Below are 20413 nucleotides of genomic sequence, written 5' to 3' on the forward strand. Positions count from 1 at the left end.
GTATATTAAATTCGGGTCAAAGACAGGCCGGCCCATGTCGCGAGCAGCCCGCCCAGTACGCTGATGAGGGCGTAACCAATGGCCAGGGGAGCCTGGCCGCTTTCAAGCAGGCGAATCGTGTCCAGTGAGAAAGACGAAAAGGTCGTCAAGCCTCCAAGGACTCCCACCATCAATCCGGCGCGCACTTCGATCGGGACTTCCGGGCGGATCAGAAACAGCCCGTAGAGCAAACCGATCAGCAGGCAGCCCACCAGATTCACGGCGAGCGTTGCTGTGTAGAAATAGCGCGGCCAGTTCGCAGCGACCACGTTAGCCGTCGCGAAACGCAGTAATGTACCAGCCACGCCACCGGCGGACACGGCAAGAATCAACTGAATCACTATTTTCTCCGTTGACGAGGGCTGGCGCGGTCGAGCGCCGACAGGTGTTTGAGTTTTTCGCCGATCTTCAGCTCAAGGCCTCGGGGAACCGGCTGATAATACTGACGCGGTTCGAGTTCGTCGGGGAAGTAGTCTTCACCGGCCGCGTAGGCATCCGGCTCATCATGGGCGTAGCGGTACTCTTCGCCGTAGCCGAGCTGTTTCATCAGCTTGGTCGGCGCGTTGCGCAGGTGCAGCGGCACTTCCAGCGAACCGTGCTCGGTGGCCTCGCGCATGGCCATTTTGAAACCCATGTACACGGCGTTGCTCTTCGGCGCACAGGCCAGATACACAATGGCCTGGGCCACGGCCAGTTCGCCTTCCGGACTGCCGAGGCGTTCCTGCACATCCCACGCCGACATGCACAGCGGCAAGGCGCGCGGATCGGCGTTACCGATGTCTTCGCTGGCCATGCGCACCACGCGCCGCGCCAGATACAGCGGATCGCAGCCGCCGTCGATCATCCGCGCGAACCAGTACAACGCGGCATCGGGGTTGGAGCCGCGAATGGATTTGTGCAGCGCGGAAATCTGGTCGTAGAAGGCTTCGCCGCCCTTGTCGAAACGGCGACGGCTGTCACCGAGCAGGCTTTGCAGCAATTCGGGATCGATTTCGCTGCCGTCTTCGGCCAGGTCCGAGGCGTTTTCCAGCAGATTGAGCATCCGCCGGCCGTCGCCATCCGCTGCCGCCAGAAGCGTCGTGAACGCCTCGTCGCCCAGCGTCAGATGCCGATTGCCCAGCCCGCGCTCTTCGGTCAGCGCGCGGTTGACCAACTGACGCAACGCCCCTTCGTCCAGGCTCTTGAGCACATAGACCCGGGCGCGGGAGAGCAGCGCGTTATTCAGTTCGAATGACGGGTTTTCAGTGGTGGCGCCGATGAAGATCAGCGTGCCGTCTTCCACATAGGGCAGAAACGCATCCTGCTGCGACTTGTTGAAGCGGTGCACTTCGTCGACGAACAGAATGGTCCGGCGGCCGTACTGACCCGCCTGTTGCTTGGCGATCTCTACGGCCTGCCGAATCTCTTTGACCCCCGCTAGCACCGCCGACACCGTCTCAAAATGCGCGTCGGAGACTTTCGCCAGCAACCGCGCCAGCGTGGTTTTGCCCACGCCGGGCGGTCCCCAGAAAATCATCGAATGCAGCGCGCCCTGCTCCAGCGCTTCACGCAGTGGCTTGCCGTGGGCGAGCAGGTGCTGCTGGCCGACGTACTCGTCCAGATTGGTCGCTCGCAGGCGGGCGGCCAACGGTTGCGCGATCGGTTCAGTGCTGAACAGGTCCATGAAACAGGCGAACCCCTTTTATTCCTGAATGACGTCAGCGCCTTTCGGGATCTGGAACTGGAATTTGCTCGCCGCGACAGGCTCGTTGGCCTTGACGCCGGTGAACAGGATATTGGTGCGCTGGCCGACGCTGTCGATCAGTTGCATGTCGTTGATCATGCCGTTGCGAAACGACAGACGCAGGCTGTCGAACAGCGTGTCCTTGGATTTAGGCTTGAGCACGAAGTCGATCACGCCACCCGCTTCCTTGGCAGTGATGTCGAAGCTTTCGCTGATTTTTGATACATCGCCGGACAGCAGCAGTGCTGGGGTCTGGGTCAGACGCTGGTCGAGGGTCTTGATGGTGACCTGCTCCAGGTCAGGGTCCCACAGGGAAACCTTCTTGCCGTCGGAGACCATCGTTTGCTCCTGCGGCGGGTCGGTGTGCCAGTAGAACAGGCCCGGGCGCTGCAAGGTCATCTCGCCGGCGGTTTCCTGCAACTGGGTGCCGCCACCGTCGAGGGTGAGCTGGGAGAAACGCCCGCTCAAGGTTTTCGAATTTTCCAGCAGTTGGGTCAGGCGCGCCACGTCCTTGCTGTCGGCGTGGGCCGAGACAGCGGAAAAAGCCAGTGCAGATACCAACAGCATGCGGATAAGACGCATGGGATTCCTCTTTGAGTGTGGTTGAAGCCGGGCGCCGCCGCGGTGGCGACTCCCGGTAACGCGTGACCGGGAAGTGTCAGTCACGCACAGGGGCTGGCGCAATCACTTCGCGCGAGCCGTTGGTGTTCATCGGCGTCACGACGCCCGCGTTTTCCATGGTTTCGATCATCCGCGCGGCGCGGTTGTAGCCAATCTTCAGCTTGCGCTGCACCGCAGAGATCGACGCACGACGGCTTTCCAGCACGAACTTGACGGCTTCGTCGTACAGCGCATCGCTTTCGCTGTCTTCGCCATCACCGCCGCCACCGCCACCGTCGAAGCCGCTGCCCGGCTCTTCGACGCCGGCCAGGATGTCATCGTTGTAGTTCGGCGTGCCGCGCAGCTTCCACGCCTCGACCACGCGGTGAACCTCTTCGTCCGATACGAACGCGCCGTGCACACGAATCGGCAGGCTGGTGCCCGGCGGCATGTAGAGCATGTCGCCGTGCCCGAGCAGTTGTTCAGCGCCGCCCTGATCGATGATGGTCCGGGAATCGATCTTGCTCGATACCTGAAACGCCATGCGCGTCGGGATGTTCGCCTTGATCAGGCCGGTGATCACGTCCACCGACGGACGCTGGGTCGCGAGGATCAAGTGGATGCCTGCTGCTCGGGCCTTCTGGGCGATACGGGCGATGAGTTCTTCGACCTTCTTGCCGACGATCATCATCATGTCGGCGAACTCGTCCACCACCACAACGATGGTCGGCAGCTTGGTCAGCAGCGGCGCTTCGTCGTGAATGCTTTCGCGGTGGTACAGCGGGTCGGACAGCGGCGTGCCAGCCTCCTCCGCTTCGCGCACTTTCTGGTTGAAGCCCGACAGGTTACGCACGCCCATCTTGGCCATCAGTTTGTAGCGGCGTTCCATTTCAGCCACCGACCAGCGCAGGGCGTTGGCGGCGTCTTTCATGTCGGTCACCACCGGGCACAGCAAATGCGGGATGCCTTCGTAGATCGACAGCTCGAGCATTTTCGGGTCGATCATGATCAGCTTGGCGTCTTCCGGCCCGGACTTGAACAGGATCGACAGGATCATCGCGTTCACGCCCACCGACTTACCGGAACCGGTGGTACCGGCGACCAGCAGGTGCGGCATCTTGGCGAGGTCGGTAATGACCGGCTTGCCGCCGATGTCGTGACCCAGCGCCAGGGTGACCGGTGATTTCGCGTCGTCGTATTCCGGCGTCGACAGGACCTCGGAGAAACGCACGATCTGACGATCCTCGTTGGGGATTTCGATACCAACGGTGGTCTTGCCGGGAATGACCTCGACCACACGGACGCTGGTCACTGCCAGGGAGCGCGCCAGGTCTTTCGCCAGGTTCGAGATACGGCTGACTTTCACGCCGGCAGCCGGCTGGATTTCGTAACGGGTAATCACCGGGCCGGGGTGAATCGAGTCCACGGTGACTTCGACGCCGAATTCCTTGAGCTTGATCTCCAGCAGATGACCCACCGCTGCCAGGGATTCAGGCGAATAGTTGAGCTGCTTTTTCTCTGCCGGGTCAAGGATCGAAATCGGCGGCAAGGTGCCTTCCACGGCGCTGTCGACGAACAACGGCGCCTGTTTCTCTTTCTGTACGCGCTTGCTCGGCTCCGGTGCCCGTGGAGGTGCCGGCGCAATGACGGCGGGCACGTGCTTCTCGCGGGCGGCCATGTGCTCGGTCAACGCCTGTTCGCGCTCGATCAGGCGCTCCTTGGCTTTGGCCTGCTCCCGTCGATCCGGGGCAACCGGCGCGACCACTTCGTCGACACGCATGTCGACTTCACGCAGCTGAGCCACCATCTGCTTGCGCTCGTTGCGCGCGGTCCACCAGCGGTTGAGCGAGCCCGTGAACAGTTCGATCAGGTCCAGGGTGATCTTGCCGGTGTTGTCCATGACCTTGAACCAGGACAGATCGGTGAACACGGTCAGACCGAACAAAAACAAGGCGATGAACAGCAGCGTGCTGCCCTGAACATTCAGCGCGCGCTTGGCCAGATCGCCCAGCACTTCGCCCAGCACGCCACCGGCAGAACCCGGCAGGCCCGATGCCGAATGAAAGTGCAAGTGCGCCAGCGAAGCGCCGGCCAGCACCAGAAACACCAGACCGATCATGCGCCAGGAAAACAGCCAGCCGCTCCACTGCCACGGCTCATGGCGATGGCGGAAAACCTGATAGGCCTTGATCCCCAACAACAGCGGGAAGATGTAGGCGAAGTAGCCGAGGATCATGAACAGGATGTCGGCAGAGTAAGCACCGGCGAAGCCTGCGGCGTTCTGAACCTGGGCAGAATTGCTTGAGCTGCTTGTGTGGCTCCAGCCTGGATCGCCCTGATCGTAGGTCAGCAGCGCCATGATCAAATACAGACACAGCGCGCCGAACGCGATCAGTGCACCTTCCTTGAGCCGGTAGTGCAGGTGCTGCCGCCAGAGCGGAACGGGGGTGGGTGCTATGGTGGATTTCTTCAAAACGCTTCAATTCCTGCGCGCAAGCGCGAACATCTGATGATTGACTGTGTACGACTGCCTTGACGAAATGGCAGTGCCTTTCCCGAACATCGGCCTGAATATCGGTCCGACGGTCAGCATGACCACCGGGGAAAACACGACTGCGATAACGCACGCTCGACAGGTGACTTGAAATGAGGTTAAACAACATCGGCATTGTACGGATTTGCGCGCCGCGCGCTACGTTAGTCTGGCGCGGAGCTTGCCGATCTTCAAGCTTCGACGGCCGCAGACAATTGCGGCACGCATTTTCTTTGCCGACAAAGGCTTATGACGCGTAGCTACTGGTTCCTTGAACTGTCAAAAGGCCATGCTGGAATGAAGAAATCAAGCGGTCCGACATCCCGGTTCGATCAGGCGGCTTGTGACCCCGTTTGCAGCACGGAGTTGCAATTCGCAATGACGACCCGCGCTGACTCCCCTCCCCTCTCGTAAAGGCTGGATGCCATGCTGACCTGGTTACAACGCGACACCCTTGATTTTCCTGCGCTGGAAAAAGCCATGCGCGAGCCCAACGGACTGTTGGCCGGCGGCGGCGATTTGTCTGCCGATCGCCTGATCGCTGCGTACCGCCATGGCTGTTTTCCCTGGTATCAGCAGGGCCAGCCGATTCTGTGGTGGTCGCCGGACCCGCGTACCGTGCTGTTTCCGGATGAACTGCATGTGTCGCGCAGTCTGGGCAAGTTGCTGCGCCAGGGGCGTTATCGGGTCACGTTCGATCAGGACTTCCCGGCGGTCATTCAAGCGTGCGCCGAACCTCGGGCCTACGCAGACGGCACATGGATAACCGACTCCATGCAGGCGGCCTACATCGAACTGCACGCGCGTGGGTTCGCCCATAGCGTTGAGGTCTGGGAGGGCGACGCCTTGGTGGGCGGCTTGTATGGATTGGCCATGGGCCAGTTGTTCTTTGGCGAATCCATGTTCAGCCGCGCCGACAACGCTTCAAAGGTCGGCTTTGCGACGCTGGTCGAACATTTGCAAACGTGGGGACTTGTCCTGATCGATTGCCAGATGCCGACCGAGCACCTGCTAAGCCTTGGCGCTCGGTCGATTCCACGGCAGACCTTCGCCGACTGTCTGCGCGAACATCTGGATAAGAGCACTTGCGCCGACTGGCTGCCTAGGCGAGTTTGAGTCGGCTGGCATACACTCTTAACTCAAGGTTTTTCTCGAGGGTTGATCATGACCGAGCTGGCGCGGCTGAAGTTCTATGCCACTCAACCCCACTCCTGTAGCTACCTGCCCGAGGAACAAGCCACCACGCTGTTTCTCGACCCCAGCCAGCCGATGGACGTCCAGGTCTATGCCGATCTCTCGGACATGGGGTTTCGCCGCAGTGGCGATCATTTGTACCGTCCGCACTGCCAGAACTGCAGCGCCTGCGTGCCTGCGCGCATTCCGGTCGGGCTGTTCGTGCCTGATCGTCAGCAGAAACGTATTTTCAGAAGGAACGCCGACCTCGAAGTGACGAGCACCAAGCCGCATTTCAGTGAGGAGTACTTCGATCTGTATCAGCGCTACATCGAGCAGCGCCATGCGGACGGCGATATGTTCCCACCAAGTCGCGACCAGTTTTCCACGTTCCTGGTACGGGACCTGCCGTTCTCGCGGTTTTACGAATTTCGCCTGGAAGGCCGGCTACTCGCCGTGGCCGTCACCGACCTGCTGCCCAACGGGCTTTCGGCCGTTTACACGTTCTACGAACCCTCGGAAGAGCGCCGCAGCCTGGGGCGTTACGCGATTCTCTGGCAGATCGCCGAAGCCGCACGCATGCAATTGCATGCCGTGTACCTCGGCTACTGGATAAAGAACTGCAAAAAGATGAATTACAAGACCCAATATCGCCCCATCGAGCTGCTCACCAATCAAAGATGGGTCACTCTTTACTGAAGCCCTTGGCTTAAACCTCAATTTTCGGGCACAATGCAGCCCGCTTTTGCCTGGCTGCCGTTTGCACCGGGCCATTCATTGGATACCGAGGGCTTTACTGCATGTCGAAAGAAGACAGCTTCGAAATGGAAGGCACTGTCGTCGACACCCTGCCCAACACCATGTTCCGTGTGGAGTTGGAAAATGGGCACGTCGTAACCGCGCACATCTCCGGCAAGATGCGCAAGAACTACATCCGCATTCTTACCGGCGACAAGGTCCGCGTTGAGCTGACGCCCTACGACTTGAGCAAAGGGCGCATCACTTACCGCGCCCGCTAACAGGTCTTAACAAAAACGCCCGGCTCATGCCGGGCGTTTTTGTGTGCGCGAGATTCACCCTACCCGCTCACGGCAAGCCGCAAAAAGCGGCTCACTCGGTCCGTCAGAACGCGGCACGTTGCAAAAGATGTGGGAGCGAGCTTGCTCGCGATTGCTTCGTGTCAGTCACCTAATGTGTCTCAGACAAATCGCAATCGCGAGCAAGCTCACTCCTACAGGGTTCTGCACGTTCGCACCCAACAAAAAAGGCGCCAATCGGCGCCTTTCAGGTTTGTTGCAATAACCGAAGCGTCAGGCCAGTTCAGCCGTGGTTTCGTAATCGAACGAGATCTCGCCGTCCTTGATGTCGATGTGTACCACACCGCCATGCTCGGACAACTCGCCGAACAGAATCTCCTCGGCCAGCGGACGCTTGATCTTGTCCTGGATCAGACGTGCCATCGGGCGTGCACCCATCGCTGCGTCGTAACCCTCCTCGGCCAGATAATCCCTCACCGCGTCGGTCACCTCCAGCAATACGCGCTTGTCTTCCAATTGCGCCTGAAGCTCGGTGAGGAACTTGTCCACCACGTTCTTGATAACCTCATGGCTGAGGCGACCGAATTGAATGATGGTATCCAGACGGTTGCGGAATTCCGGCGTAAAGCTCTTCTTGATCACTTCCATCGCATCAGAGGAGTGATCCTGATGGGTGAAACCGATCGAAGCGCGCGCGGCCGTTTCAGCACCGGCGTTGGTGGTCATGATCACGATCACATTGCGGAAGTCCGCCTTGCGCCCGTTGTTGTCGGTGAGCGTCCCGTGGTCCATCACCTGCAGCAGCAGGTTAAAGACTTCAGGGTGCGCCTTCTCGATTTCATCGAGCAGCAGCACGCAATGCGGCTGTTTGGTGACGGCTTCGGTCAGCAGACCGCCCTGATCAAAACCGACATAGCCCGGCGGCGCACCGATCAGACGCGATACGGTGTGACGCTCCATGTACTCGGACATGTCGAAACGCACCAGCTCGATACCCAGAGCCTTGGCCAGCTGACGCGCTGCCTCGGTCTTGCCGACACCGGTCGGACCTGCGAACAGGAACGAACCGACAGGCTTGTCCGGGGACTTGAGGCCTGCACGGGACAACTTGATCGCGGTGGACAGCGAGTCGATGGCTGCGTCTTGACCAAACACGGTCAGCTTCAGGTCGCGCTCCAGGTTACGCAGCAACTCCTTGTCGGAGCTGTTGACGTGCTTCGGCGGAATCCGCGCGATCTTCGCGACGATGTCTTCAACCTGCGGCACTTCAATGCGCTTGACGCGCATTTCCACCGGTTGCAGCCGCTGATAGGCGCCCGCCTCGTCAATCACGTCAATGGCCTTGTCGGGCATGTGACGGTCATTGATGTAGCGCGATGCCAGTTCGGCAGCGGCACGCAGGGCTTCGTCGCTGTATTCGATATTGTGATGCTGTTCGAAACGGCCCTTCAGACCGCGCAGAATGCCGATAGTGTCTTCGACAGACGGCTCCGAGACGTCGACCTTCTGGAAACGACGGGCCAGCGCACGGTCTTTTTCGAAGATGCCGCGGAATTCCTGAAACGTGGTCGAACCGATGCAACGGATATCACCCGACGACAGCAACGGCTTGAGCAGGTTGGACGCATCCATCACGCCACCGGAGGCAGCGCCGGCACCGATGATGGTGTGGATTTCGTCGATGAACAGGATCGCATGCGGACGCTTCTTCAACTCGCCGAGCAGCGCCTTGAAGCGCTTCTCGAAATCGCCACGGTATTTGGTACCGGCCAGCAGTGCGCCCAGGTCGAGGGAGTACACGACGCTGTTGGCCAGCAGATCGGGCACCTGATTGTCGACGATGCGTTTGGCCAGGCCTTCGGCAATGGCGGTTTTACCCACCCCGGCCTCGCCCACCAGCAGCGGGTTGTTCTTGCGGCGCCGCGCGAGAATCTGGGCGACGCGCTCGACTTCCATCTCGCGCCCTACCAGCGGATCGATGCGGCCTTGACGGGCCAGCTCATTCAGGTTGCTCGCATAGGCATCCAGAGGATTGCCTGAGGAAGAAGACTCACCGCCCTCGTCATCCTGCATATCTTGCTCACCTTCAGATTGATCGCCATGCCCCGGCACTTTGGAAATACCGTGGGCGATATAATTGACGACATCGATACGGGCAACGCTCTGCTGCTTGAGCAGGAACACTGCCTGGCTTTCCTGCTCGCTGAAGATCGCCACCAGCACGTTTGCGCCAGTGACTTCTCGCTTGCCGGAGCTCTGCACATGGAAAACCGCACGCTGAAGAACGCGTTGGAAGCCGAGTGTAGGTTGGGTCTCGCGATCCTCGTCATGCACGGGGATCAGCGGCGTGGTGGAGTCGATGAACTCCTGGAGGTCGTGTTTGAGTTTGTCGAGGTTTGCGCCGCAGGCACGCAGTACGGTGGCGGCAGCCTCATTGTCCAATAGGGCCAGCAGGAGGTGCTCGACGGTCATGAACTCATGACGTTTAGAGCGGGCCTCCTTGAAAGCCAGATTGAGGGTGACTTCGAGCTCACGGTTTAACATAGCTTCACCTCATACCCAAGTGTCCGGCGTTAACCGTCCTTCTCGATTTCACAGAGTAGCGGATGCTGGCTTTCCCTGGCGTACTGGTTGACCTGCATAGCCTTGGTCTCGGCGATGTCGCGGGTAAACAATCCGCAAACGGCCCGTCCCTCTGTATGGACGGCCAGCATGACCTTGGTCGCCAGCTCACGATTCAGGTTGAAAAACACCTCGAGCACTTCGACAACGAAATCCATCGGGGTGTAGTCATCGTTGAACAAAACCACCTTGTACATAGGCGGCACCTGCAATATCGGCTTGGCTTCCTGTACAGCGGTGCCCGACGCATCGTCCTCATGGGGATGCGGGTCATCCTGATTGAATGTTAGTCGAATCTTGCTGATTGCATGCATGGTAAAGAAGGTTCACAGAGGACGTGATTGAAATAAGTGGTGGCGGTGATACCGGTTTTCAACTGGACCGCCGCTTGACCTTGACTATCGGCCAATCGGTGTTACAAACAATAGAACCCACATTGGGTAAAAAGGGTCCGCGCAGTCAACCAAAATTTTTTAGGTCCGGCGGATGAGAGGTGATGATACTCCCATCGGAGTCCTTTGCAGAGGGATGTGACTATGCTAAGCGGTAAGGTCAAGTGGTTTAACAACGCCAAGGGGTATGGCTTCATCGTCGAAGATGGCAAGTCCGAGGACCTGTTTGCACACTACTCGGCGATCAGTATGGATGGCTATAAAACCCTGAAGGCCGGACAGCCGGTAAATTTCGAAATCATCCAGGGACCGAAAGGTCTTCACGCCGTTAAAATCAGCGCGAAGATCTCCGCTGATAACCATCAGGCCGTCCCTCATCACGAGAGGCAACCCGAGGAACAGCGGGCATAGCGCAACAATCACGCCTGAGCCGGACCGTTCAAGCGCGAGATTCGATAAGCCGGTCAATCCATCAGGGTTGGCCGGCTTTTTTTGTGCCTTCGCTGCCCCGTTGCGCGCATCTATCGTGCATCTATATAGGGAAGCGAGCCAACGCAACTGTGGCCCAGGTGCTCCTTTAGTCGAAATCCGCCTCGTTACGCGTCGGGACGGATTCACACCCGCTAACTGCGACAGGTTGCCGCAGGCCCCGTGGCGCAAGGGCTGCACGGTTTTCCCGGGGAATCCTCACGCATCCCGAGACCTGCGCAATCGTCCCGGGCACCGCAAAGCCGTCACACGAGTACCGTAGTAATGGCCGGGTGCAGTGATATACTCAGCGCCGGTGACCGTTGGGTCATTGGGGGCCGAACCACCTGAACCCAGGCTTTCAGCCCTCGACAGGCCGGACCGCTACCCGGGTCCGACCGTTTGACGCTCGACTGATGCACCCCCTATCACGCGACGAAATTCTCGACTTTCGGCTCATCGATACTTTGGGCGAAAGTGCCTACCCTGCGCATCTCGAAATTTTGTGTACGCTCAGCAAAGAAGAGAGTTATCCCGAATATGTCCAACCGCTCGAAGATCATCTACACCTTCACTGACGAAGCGCCAGCCCTCGCCACCTACTCACTGCTGCCTATCATCGAAGCGTTCACCGCCTCCGCTGACATCGCCGTTGAAACCCGCGACATCTCGCTTGCAGCCCGTATCCTCGCCAGCTTTCCCGAGCGCCTGGGTGACAAGAAGGTGTCCGACGATCTGGCAGAGCTGGGCCAACTGGCGACCACGCCGGAAGCCAACATCATCAAGCTGCCGAACATCAGCGCTTCGGTTCCACAACTGAAGGCCGCGATCAAGGAACTGCAAGCCAAGGGCTACGACATCCCGAACTATCCGGATGAAGTCGTCACCGAAGCCGACAAGGTTGCCCAGGCTGGCTACGACAAAGTGAAAGGCAGTGCCGTGAACCCGGTGCTGCGTGAAGGTAACTCTGATCGCCGGGCGCCGCTCTCCGTCAAGAACTACGCGCGCAAGCACCCGCACAAAATGGGCGCCTGGTCTGCGGACTCCAAGTCCCACGTGGCGCACATGGACAATGGCGACTTCTACGGCAGCGAAAAATCCTCGCTGATCGAAGCCGCTGGCGCCGTGAAGATCGAGCTGATCGGCAAAGATGGCAGCACCACCGTGCTGAAGGACAAGACGTCAGTACTGGCGGGCGAGATCATCGACTGCGCGGTCATGAGCAAGAAAGCCCTGCGCGCTTTCGTGGCCCGTGAAATCGAAGACGCCAAGAAGCTCGGCGTGCTGTTCTCCGTGCATTTGAAAGCCACCATGATGAAGGTCTCGGACCCGATCATGTTTGGCGAGTTCGTCGCCGAGTACTATCAGGAAGCGCTGAGCAAGCACGCTGAGGTCCTGAAAGAAATCGGCTTCAACCTGCACAACGGCATCGGCGACCTGTACGCCCGCATCAAGGACCTGCCCGCCGACCAGCAAGCGCAGATCGAAGCGGACGTCAAAGCCGTCTATGCGACCCGCCCTGCCCTGGCGATGGTCAATTCCGACAAAGGCATCACCAACCTGCACGTGCCGAGCGACGTCATCGTCGACGCCTCGATGCCGGCGATGATTCGTGATTCCGGCAAGATGTGGAACAACGACGGCGTGCTGCAGGACACCAAGGCCGTGATCCCGGATCGCTGCTACGCAACCATCTATCAAGCCGTGATCGAAGACTGCAAAAAACACGGCGCCTTCGACCCGACCACCATGGGCAGCGTGCCAAACGTTGGCCTGATGGCGCAGAAAGCCGAAGAGTACGGCTCTCACAACAAAACCTTCCAGATCGAAACCGATGGCGTGGTCCGCGTGACCGACGACAAAGGTCAGGTCTTGATGGAGCAGAACGTTGAAGCCGGCGACATCTGGCGCATGTGCCAGACCAAGGATGCGCCGATTCAGGACTGGGTCAAACTGGCCGTCAACCGTTCGCGCCTGAGCAACACCCCGGCGATTTTCTGGCTGGACCCTGAGCGCGCCCACGATGCGGCGATGATCAAGAAGGTCGAGCACTACCTGAAGGATCACGACACGGCAGGCCTGGACATCAGCATCCAGTCGCCGGTCGACGCGATGAAGGTTTCCCTGGAGCGTATCCGCGCGGGCAAGGACACCATTTCGGTGACCGGTAACGTGCTACGCGACTACCTGACCGACCTGTTCCCGATCATGGAGCTGGGCACCAGCGCCAAGATGCTGTCCATCGTGCCGCTGATGAGTGGCGGTGGTCTGTTCGAAACCGGCGCAGGTGGTTCGGCGCCGAAGCACGTTCAACAGCTGAACGAAGAGAACTTCCTGCGCTGGGATTCCCTGGGCGAATTCCTGGCACTGGCCGCTTCCCTCGAGCACTTGGGCAACGTCTACGACAACCCGAAAGCGCTGGTACTTGCTACTGCTCTGGACAAGGCCACCGGTCAGTTCCTGGACAACAACAAGTCGCCATCGCGCAAGGTCGGCGGTATCGACAACCGTGGCAGCCACTTCTACCTGGCCACCTACTGGGCTCAGGCTCTGGCGGCACAGACCGACGATACGGCGCTGCAAGCCAAGTTCACGGAGCTGGCAAAAACCCTGGCTGACAACGAAGCGACCATCGTCGCCGAGCTGAACAGCGTGCAGGGCAAGCCACTGGACATCGGCGGCTACTACTTCCCTACCCCGGAACTGGCCAGCAACGCCATGCGCCCAAGCAAGACCCTGAATGACGCGATCAATGCGTTGAAGTAAGACGGTAAGCGCTACGCAGTACTGCAAGGATGCAAAACGAAACCCGGCCTCGTGCCGGGTTTCTTTTTTTTGCAGGTCACTGAGGCCGGCAAAACGGCCTGGCATTGCTATGGCCGGGAAGGCTTCACGTTGAGCGTATGCCTGGTGTTCGTGTAATCACTGGGCTCACAGCGGTCAAAGGTGGGCGTGGCTGGATCCGTTTTCTTGCAGAAAATACTTAACGATTTGGCGCCTTCGCTGTTGATGGCCTCTAGTTTCACGGCGACCGAAGGGGGGTCAAGCGCCTCATTGACCAATGTGGGGAATCGAACGTCAGGTTGCTCGGTCTCAACCCCTGCGTCTGTCTGGATTGAATACCGGGTGGTTGACGGATCACCCCTGTCCCAATCGAAGATGACCCCACCACCTGGCATTAACGTGCCTTTTAAGTCTATCGGCATCGAGGGGCGGCCGTGATACATCACGAGCTCCTTAGGGGCTGAATGGTTACCCGCCGCATCATAGGCCCTAAGACCAAAGGTATGGTTTTCGCCAGTGCTGAGGCCCAGATCGGCGGTCTTGACGGGTCTTTCGCTGGCGGTTTGTACTACGTTTCCATCCACCGATAGTTGGTAGCCGGCCACGCCGGTGTCGTCGGTCGCATCCTCCCACTTCAACAGAGGCGTGTCTGTTTCAGCACCATTCGCGCCATAGGCATAAAAGAACGGCGCAAGCACTGGCGCAACCCGATCAACAAGCAGCAGGGCGCGGGCAGATTGATTGCCGGCGGCATCGAACGCTTCCAGGTGAAAGGTGTAGGTCGTTGCGGGGGTCAGGCCCGATGCAGTGAACGTCGTCAGATCAGTTTCACCGATGGCCTCAGGCAGATCATCTCGGTAGATGTGGTAACCCGTTACGCCGACATCATCGGTGGAGGCGGTCCACTGGATAAGCAACGTGGTGCCTGTGTCCTCGCTGTAGCGGGCCCCGGACGGCGCTGACGGTGGTTCGCGATCCACCAAAAGCATAGTGGGCTGCGATGGGTTAAGGTTGGCGTCGTAAGCGCTCACACTGTAACGATAAGTCGTCAGGGGTTTAAGCGTGGTGTCGTGGTAGTCGGGGGTTTCGGTATCGAAGGTCGCGCCATCGTCCCGCACAATGCGATACCCGACGACACCCACATTATCGTGTGAGGGAAGCCATGAAAGTTTCAGCGACGTCGGTGTCACATCGCTGTATTCAATGTCACGGGGCGTAGACGGCGCTTCACGATCAACGAACACAGAAACAACAGCTGACTGGTTATCAGCGGCGTCCCTGGCCTGGACAGCGAAGGTGTAGTTCACACCGATCTCCAACCCCTCGACAGTGAATGTCGTGCCTGCTGTCTCGGCCAACAGGCTGCCATCCCTGTAAACCGCGTACCCCTTCATTTTCGTCTCGTCAGACGACGCGGCCCAACTCAATTTCAACGAGTGGCTTTGCAGGTCACTGAAACTCAAGTCTGAAGGTGACTGAGGGGGGGTCCTGTCGATAAACAGGGATACGGGCGCCGAATAAGTGTCATTAAACTTGTGAGCACGAACGGCCAGCATGAAGTTGAGCGGTGTTACAGCTTGGTCGATCGCTATCGACGTTTCGGGCGTTACCCCTTGCACCTGTCCATCGTAGGAAATCTCATATGCCAGGCTGCTTGCGGAGCCCGCGATCTCATCCCAGCTTATTTCAAACAACCCGTCCTGGTGATTGACGACCTTCAGCCCTGTCGGCGTGGCGGGCGGTGTGGCATCGAACGCCGGAACCGCCACGGATGAGGGCGCAGAACGATTGCCATCGAAATCGACCGCTACGACGGACACCTCACTGATGCCTTGCGTGTTGAATTCATAGAAGTTGGTGTGGGTACTTCCCAACACTCGGCCATCACCCGATATCTCGAACTCGGCGATGCCATCCTGGTTTACGGAATCGTCCCAGTAGATCACAGACGTTCCAGGGGTCACTTGCTGTATGACCGGCTTTGTGGGCAACACCTCGTCAAAGCTGCGGGCACAATACATTCTCATGCCGTTCAGGGCAGTGTCGTCACCCTCCCCCTGATAACCCTCGAGCCGCGTTATAAACCCTGCGGCGTACAGATCCGCAGGACAGATAAAATCGCTGCTCCAGACTCCCCAGTCTTCAGGCATGGCTCCGCCAATTCGGGTACCGTCCTGGCAGACGCCGATGAGGTCGGTTGCGACCACCTCGTCGCTGTGATCTCTGGGCCACAGCGTCCTCATGGCAAAACCCTTGAGCGGCCCGTTCGAAGGGGTGCACTTATACGTCGCGCTCCAGTCCCCCCAACTTCCCCCGGCACTCTCGATCGGGTTTGACTGAGCGTCTTCTGAACAAAACATTCTGACTGAGTTGAGCCCGGTGTTATCTCCGCTACCCTGGTTCTTTTCGATTTTCAAACTGAACCCCCAGGCAAACCGGCCGACCGGGCACTGAGCTTTAGTCCCCCAACTACCAAAAGAGCCATCGGCCTCCGCGCTTGTTGGCACGACGTCCTGGCCCGTAAAGCTGTCCAGTGACACCTTCATATAAGAGACCTTGCCCGCCAGTTGCTGATCGCCCCCATATCGAACAGCCAATACCGATCCGTCAGCACTTTCCGTGCTCGCACCGAATCTGTCCAGATTGGCAATGCTGAAGGGAGCGGTCATGTCCTTGCGTACAAATAATCTGACGCAACCCTGCGAACAGGTTTCGGACACATCTTTAGTACCAAAGAGCGTGATAGTGCTGCCGGCTAAAGCCCCCGTCAGCACAAAGGACTGGGCATCATCGTTTGAACATCCATAAGCATCACCATTTCCGCCCAACTCAAATGAAATGGCCGCATCCACCGGAACAGAGCAAACGTCATTGTCGCTGTCGTCAGCCAATTTTATTTTAGGCATGATGCTGCCTGTCTCGGGCTCGATAATGATGTGTGACACCTTGCCGTCAAGTCCGTTGTGAGGGTGATAGATCACCTCTACATCTGCGTTTGTGTAAGAGCGCTCATAACTGCCCACCACGACTCGCTCGCTGAGCCCGATGTCACGCAACACGTTGATGACGGTGTAGTCGTCCGACTTGCTCGCATTAGGTTGATCGAAAACTTTTATACTGGTGCCTTTCTTGACACCCCTAAGTGCAAGGGATCGTGTTTCGTCGTTCTCGCACCCTGCAGCTTTTAAGCGAATATCCCACTCGACACTGGTGGGCAAGACGCAGACGACGTCTGAGTTCAAAGCACTGGTGGGACCTGCGTGAAGCGTTGAATCTGGATGAGCCTCGGAGACACCGTTGTTATCCTCATAGAAGTAGACGCCGCCCTCGGTCAATGCACCGGCATAGGCGACCGCATCACCCACTTGGGAGTAATCCAGAGCGAGGAAGTTGGGAATCAACCGTTTCTCATTTGCGACCGCGCACGCACGGTCAATCCGGTGTTCCATCCACGTTAAATTATTGTCGATCTGGGCGGCATGGGCGGGGGAGGAAAACAACGTGTGGAACTGATTCAGGGTAAAAAGCCTGGGCCACGATGTAAACCCGACTTCCGAGGCGTAAGGAGTTGTCAGCGGGATGTCTGACCAGCGAGTAACACACTCCCAGTTATCAGAGGTTGTAGACCCCAGATCATAGGTATTCTCCACCTTGAAATTCGAACCCTTCGCCAGGTAGACGGGCCCGGCTGGCGTCAGATACTCACCATTGAGGTTCTCAACGAAAAAGATGATCCTTTTGTGACTGTCGATTATTTGCTGCAACGTTGGCCAATGATCATCGCGAATGTAGTCTCTTACATCAAATACGTAGTCCGACAAACCAGGCACGCTGGCAAAGGCCTCTTCGATAAATCGGCGTTCGACTCGATCTTGCAGCAATATAGTAACGACAGCGGATTTATTCTCTTCCTTATCAAGAAACCGCATGACTTTTTGCAGTTCGTCCTTGAATGGTTTTCTTGTTTTGGATGCAGGAGCGCACGGACTCTCCTCATAACCGCCCAAGGTTTCATGACACAAATAGGCCTCGGTCCAGTAGTCGGGATAGGCCCCCAGCCTGAAGGGGTGAACGTCCCACATCAATCCGCGAACACCTCGCTCCAACTGTTCGTCCAGGTCATTCAGATAACCGTTATGAGCCGTTACCCAGACATATTCATTATAGGGCTTGGAAAAATCTCGAATGTATGGCGCGCTGTTGCCTACTCCGGCGTGGTCGGGTTCAGGTTTCTGAAGACTGCGGTCTTTGGCTTGTAATATTACCTCCGGCGACGCTACTGCATTGCCCCGCTGCTCGCCTCCCACTTCAAGCGGCCCCGCCCACCCTCTTTGCATTAATCCAATTAGAAGTATCACCCCAAAAACGATAGGTCGCCATTCAATAACGTCTACATACCGGCAAGCGCACGACCGGCCTTTATCACCATCCATAGTGTTCATGTACTTCTCCATTTATAACGGGCGACCCTATCCGGCACTCAATGAATGCGGACTTGCGCACTGATACAACAACCTTATCTTTCAGTTAAGCACTATTTTTCCCTGGCAAGAAAAGCAAATGCTGGATAAGACCAACGGTAGCCAAGAGGACGGGTTTGAGGCAGGTCACTGTAGCGGCTATGCTCCGAAACCTTATTTATATTCTCCGAGCTATCCATGACCTGGCACCCCCACATCACCGTCGCAACCGTCATCGAAGACGATGGCCGTTTCCTTTTCGTCGAAGAATTGAAAAACGGCAAGCTCGTGCTCAATCAGCCTGCCGGTCACTTGGAGCCTGATGAAACGTTGCGCGAAGCGGCCATCCGCGAAACGCTGGAAGAAACCGGCTGGGACGTCGAACTGACGGGCGTCGTCGGCATTTACCTGTACACAGCGCCATCGAATAGCGTGACCTACCAGCGCGTGTGCTTTTCGGCCAAAGCAACGCGGCACCACCCCGAACGTGCGCTGGACACCGGCATCGTCGGCGCGCCCTGGTTCAGCCGCGACGAACTCGCCCGTCAACCGGAGCGCTGGCGCAGCAAGCTGGTATTGCGCTGCATCGACGACTACCTGGCAGGCCCGATTCACATTCTGGACGTTGTACGCGACTGACTGGCCCTTTCCCGGCTGAAGCAGGTCCTACTCATCCCATGCGTCTGTGCAACTGAATAGCTTTTAGCCTTGGCGCCGACTCCCTGCTAGAATCGCGCCCTTTCCTGCTGCTACCCAATCGAATTCCTATGTCTGATTCAGCCTTTTCCGATACAGAAAAGAAGCGCGTCATTGTCGGCATGTCCGGCGGCGTGGATTCTTCGGTCTCCGCCCTTCTGCTCATGGAGCAGGGGTACCAGGTGGAAGGCCTGTTCATGAAGAACTGGGAAGAAGACGACGGAACGGAATACTGCACCGCCATGGACGACCTCGCGGACGCCCAGGCTGTGTGCGACAAGATCGGTATCAAACTGCACACCGTGAATTTCGCGGCCGAGTACTGGGATCACGTCTTCGAGCATTTCCTCGAAGAATACAAAGCCGGGCGCACGCCGAACCCGGACATCCTGTGCAACCGCGAGATCAAGTTCAAAGCCTTTCTCGACTACGCCTTCATGCTCGGCGCTGACCTGATTGCCACCGGGCACTACGTGCGCCGCCGCGACATCGACGGCCGCACCGAACTGCTCAAGGGCCTGGACCCGAACAAGGACCAGAGCTACTTCCTGCATGCCGTCGGCGGTGAGCAGATCGCCAAGACCCTGTTCCCGGTCGGTGAACTGGAGAAGCCCGAGGTGCGTGCCATCGCCGAGAAATACCAGCTGGCGACCGCGAAGAAGAAGGACTCGACCGGCATTTGCTTCATCGGCGAGCGTCGTTTCACCGACTTCCTCAAGCAATACCTGCCTGCGCAGCCCGGCGAAATCAAGACCACCGAGGGCGAGGTCATCGGTCGGCATGCCGGCCTGATGTACCACACCATCGGCCAGCGCCAGGGCCTGGGCATCGGCGGACTGAAGGACGCCGGCGATGAGCCGTGGTACGTGCTGGTCAAGGATCTGGAGCACAACGAGCTGATCGTCGGCCAGGGCAACGAACACCCGTGGCTGTTCTCCCGCGCCCTGCTCGCGTCGGAGATCTACTGGGTCAATCCGATCGACCTCAGCAGCACGCGCCAGCTGACCGCCAAAGTGCGTTACCGCCAGAGCGACCAAACCTGCACCCTGGAACGTACCGAGACCGGCTATCGCGCCACCTTCGACGAACCGCAACGCGCCGTGACGCCGGGCCAGTCCGTGGTGTTTTACGACGGCGAGGTCTGCCTCGGCGGCGGCGTTATCGAAATCGCCGAGCCGTGGCACACCAGGGATGCACGTTGATGACCCCGATTCAGGAACAACTTGTCGCCCTGGCCGGAGTCTTTCAGGCCGCTGTGCTGGTCGATCGCATCGCCAAGACCGGCCAGGCCGGTGAAGCGGCTGTTGGCTGCCTGATGGGCACGCTGCTGGTCATGGACCCGAAATACACGCTGGACGTGTTCGGTGGCGACGACCTGAATCTGCACGAGGGCTATCGCGCCCTCGCCAGCGCTCTGGAACGCGATCCGGCCACGCTGCAACGGGAACCCCTGCGTTATGCCCTGGCGATGCTGGGCCTGGAACGTCAACTGTCCAAGCGTGAGGACATGCTCGACACCATCGGCAAGCGCCTGCCGCAGATCAAATCCCAGGTCGAGCATTTCGGTATCGCGCACGAAAACGTCATTGCTGCCAGCGGCGCGCTGTATCAGGACACCCTGAGCACCTTGCGTCAGCGGATTCAGGTCCACGGCGACATGCGCAATCTGCAGCAACCCAACAATGCCTCGAAAATCCGCGCGCTGTTACTTGCCGGTATTCGCTGCGCACGCCTTTGGCGACAAGTGGGCGGCCACCGCTGGCAACTGGTCATCAGCCGCCGCAAGTTATTGAAAGAACTGTATCCGTTGCTTCACCGCTGAGTGGCCAACCCCATTCAGCCCGCTCCGAACCTGACATCGCGCGAGTCATAACGGTCAGCCAGCC

Annotated in this window: 15 protein-coding genes; 8 read left to right on the plus strand and 7 right to left on the minus strand. The window is 58.5% G+C overall.

Annotation, left to right across the window (positions count from 1 at the left end):
* Positions 1-5: 5 nt before the first annotated feature.
* The 4 genes from crcB to QMX88_RS13435 form a co-directional block, all read right to left on the minus strand.
* Complete coding sequence (gene crcB, locus QMX88_RS13420; RefSeq protein WP_282370032.1) at positions 6-380, minus strand: fluoride efflux transporter CrcB; 375 nt, start codon at positions 378-380, stop codon at positions 6-8.
* Positions 380-1702, minus strand: a complete 1323-nt coding sequence (locus QMX88_RS13425; RefSeq protein WP_192174829.1) for a replication-associated recombination protein A — start codon at positions 1700-1702, stop codon at positions 380-382. The genes crcB and QMX88_RS13425 overlap by 1 nt, the downstream gene beginning before the upstream one ends.
* A gap of 18 nt (positions 1703-1720) precedes the next feature.
* A complete protein-coding gene (gene lolA, locus QMX88_RS13430; RefSeq protein ID WP_282370037.1) occupies positions 1721-2344 on the minus strand; it encodes an outer membrane lipoprotein chaperone LolA in 624 nt (207 codons plus the stop codon).
* A gap of 76 nt (positions 2345-2420) precedes the next feature.
* The gene (locus QMX88_RS13435; RefSeq protein ID WP_282370040.1) at positions 2421-4835 is read right to left on the minus strand and encodes a DNA translocase FtsK; all 2415 of its coding nucleotides are present in this window, start codon (positions 4833-4835) and stop codon (positions 2421-2423) included.
* Positions 4836-5321: 486 nt separating this feature from the next.
* Between QMX88_RS13435 and aat the strand changes: the two genes are divergently transcribed.
* The 3 genes from aat to infA all read left to right on the plus strand — a co-directional run bounded on the left by aat (position 5322) and on the right by infA (position 7087).
* The gene (gene aat / locus QMX88_RS13440) at positions 5322-6011 is read left to right on the plus strand and encodes a leucyl/phenylalanyl-tRNA--protein transferase (protein WP_282370042.1); all 690 of its coding nucleotides are present in this window, start codon (positions 5322-5324) and stop codon (positions 6009-6011) included.
* A gap of 48 nt (positions 6012-6059) precedes the next feature.
* Positions 6060-6767, plus strand: coding sequence for an arginyltransferase (locus QMX88_RS13445; protein ID WP_282370044.1), 708 nt, complete (start codon positions 6060-6062; stop codon positions 6765-6767).
* 101 nt (positions 6768-6868) lie between these two features.
* Positions 6869-7087: a translation initiation factor IF-1 gene (infA, locus tag QMX88_RS13450; protein WP_002553999.1), complete on the plus strand. Its 219-nt coding sequence runs from the start codon at positions 6869-6871 to the stop codon at positions 7085-7087.
* 291 nt (positions 7088-7378) lie between these two features.
* Here infA and clpA read toward each other — a convergent pair whose 3' ends face one another.
* A complete protein-coding gene (clpA, locus tag QMX88_RS13455) occupies positions 7379-9649 on the minus strand; it encodes an ATP-dependent Clp protease ATP-binding subunit ClpA (RefSeq protein ID WP_282370046.1) in 2271 nt (756 codons plus the stop codon).
* Positions 9650-9678: 29 nt separating this feature from the next.
* Entirely contained in the window at positions 9679-10041 is a 363-nt protein-coding gene (gene clpS / locus QMX88_RS13460; RefSeq protein ID WP_122536342.1) for an ATP-dependent Clp protease adapter ClpS, read from the minus strand.
* 222 nt (positions 10042-10263) lie between these two features.
* On the opposite strand from clpS, the gene cspD reads away from it, so the two are divergent.
* Both cspD and QMX88_RS13470 read left to right on the plus strand, forming a co-directional pair.
* Positions 10264-10530, plus strand: coding sequence for a cold shock domain-containing protein CspD (cspD, locus tag QMX88_RS13465; protein ID WP_282370050.1), 267 nt, complete (start codon positions 10264-10266; stop codon positions 10528-10530).
* A 597-nt stretch (positions 10531-11127) separates the two neighbouring features.
* The gene (locus tag QMX88_RS13470) at positions 11128-13353 is read left to right on the plus strand and encodes an NADP-dependent isocitrate dehydrogenase (RefSeq protein WP_282370052.1); all 2226 of its coding nucleotides are present in this window, start codon (positions 11128-11130) and stop codon (positions 13351-13353) included.
* Positions 13354-13460: 107 nt separating this feature from the next.
* On the opposite strand, the gene QMX88_RS13475 is transcribed toward QMX88_RS13470, so the two are convergent.
* Positions 13461-17813, minus strand: coding sequence for a fibronectin type III domain-containing protein (locus tag QMX88_RS13475; RefSeq protein ID WP_282370054.1), 4353 nt, complete (start codon positions 17811-17813; stop codon positions 13461-13463).
* Positions 17814-18029: 216 nt separating this feature from the next.
* Between QMX88_RS13475 and QMX88_RS13480 the strand changes: the two genes are divergently transcribed.
* From QMX88_RS13480 to hflD, 3 genes are all read left to right on the plus strand, one after another.
* Complete coding sequence (locus QMX88_RS13480) at positions 18030-18470, plus strand: NUDIX hydrolase (protein WP_282370056.1); 441 nt, start codon at positions 18030-18032, stop codon at positions 18468-18470.
* Positions 18471-18598: 128 nt separating this feature from the next.
* The gene (gene mnmA / locus QMX88_RS13485; protein ID WP_282370058.1) at positions 18599-19729 is read left to right on the plus strand and encodes a tRNA 2-thiouridine(34) synthase MnmA; all 1131 of its coding nucleotides are present in this window, start codon (positions 18599-18601) and stop codon (positions 19727-19729) included.
* Complete coding sequence (hflD, locus tag QMX88_RS13490; RefSeq protein ID WP_282370059.1) at positions 19729-20349, plus strand: high frequency lysogenization protein HflD; 621 nt, start codon at positions 19729-19731, stop codon at positions 20347-20349. Before mnmA ends, hflD begins: the two co-directional genes overlap by 1 nt.
* Positions 20350-20413 lie beyond the last annotated feature (64 nt).

Source organism: Pseudomonas sp. PS02290, assembly GCF_029960075.1.
Classification (GTDB): domain Bacteria; phylum Pseudomonadota; class Gammaproteobacteria; order Pseudomonadales; family Pseudomonadaceae; genus Aquipseudomonas.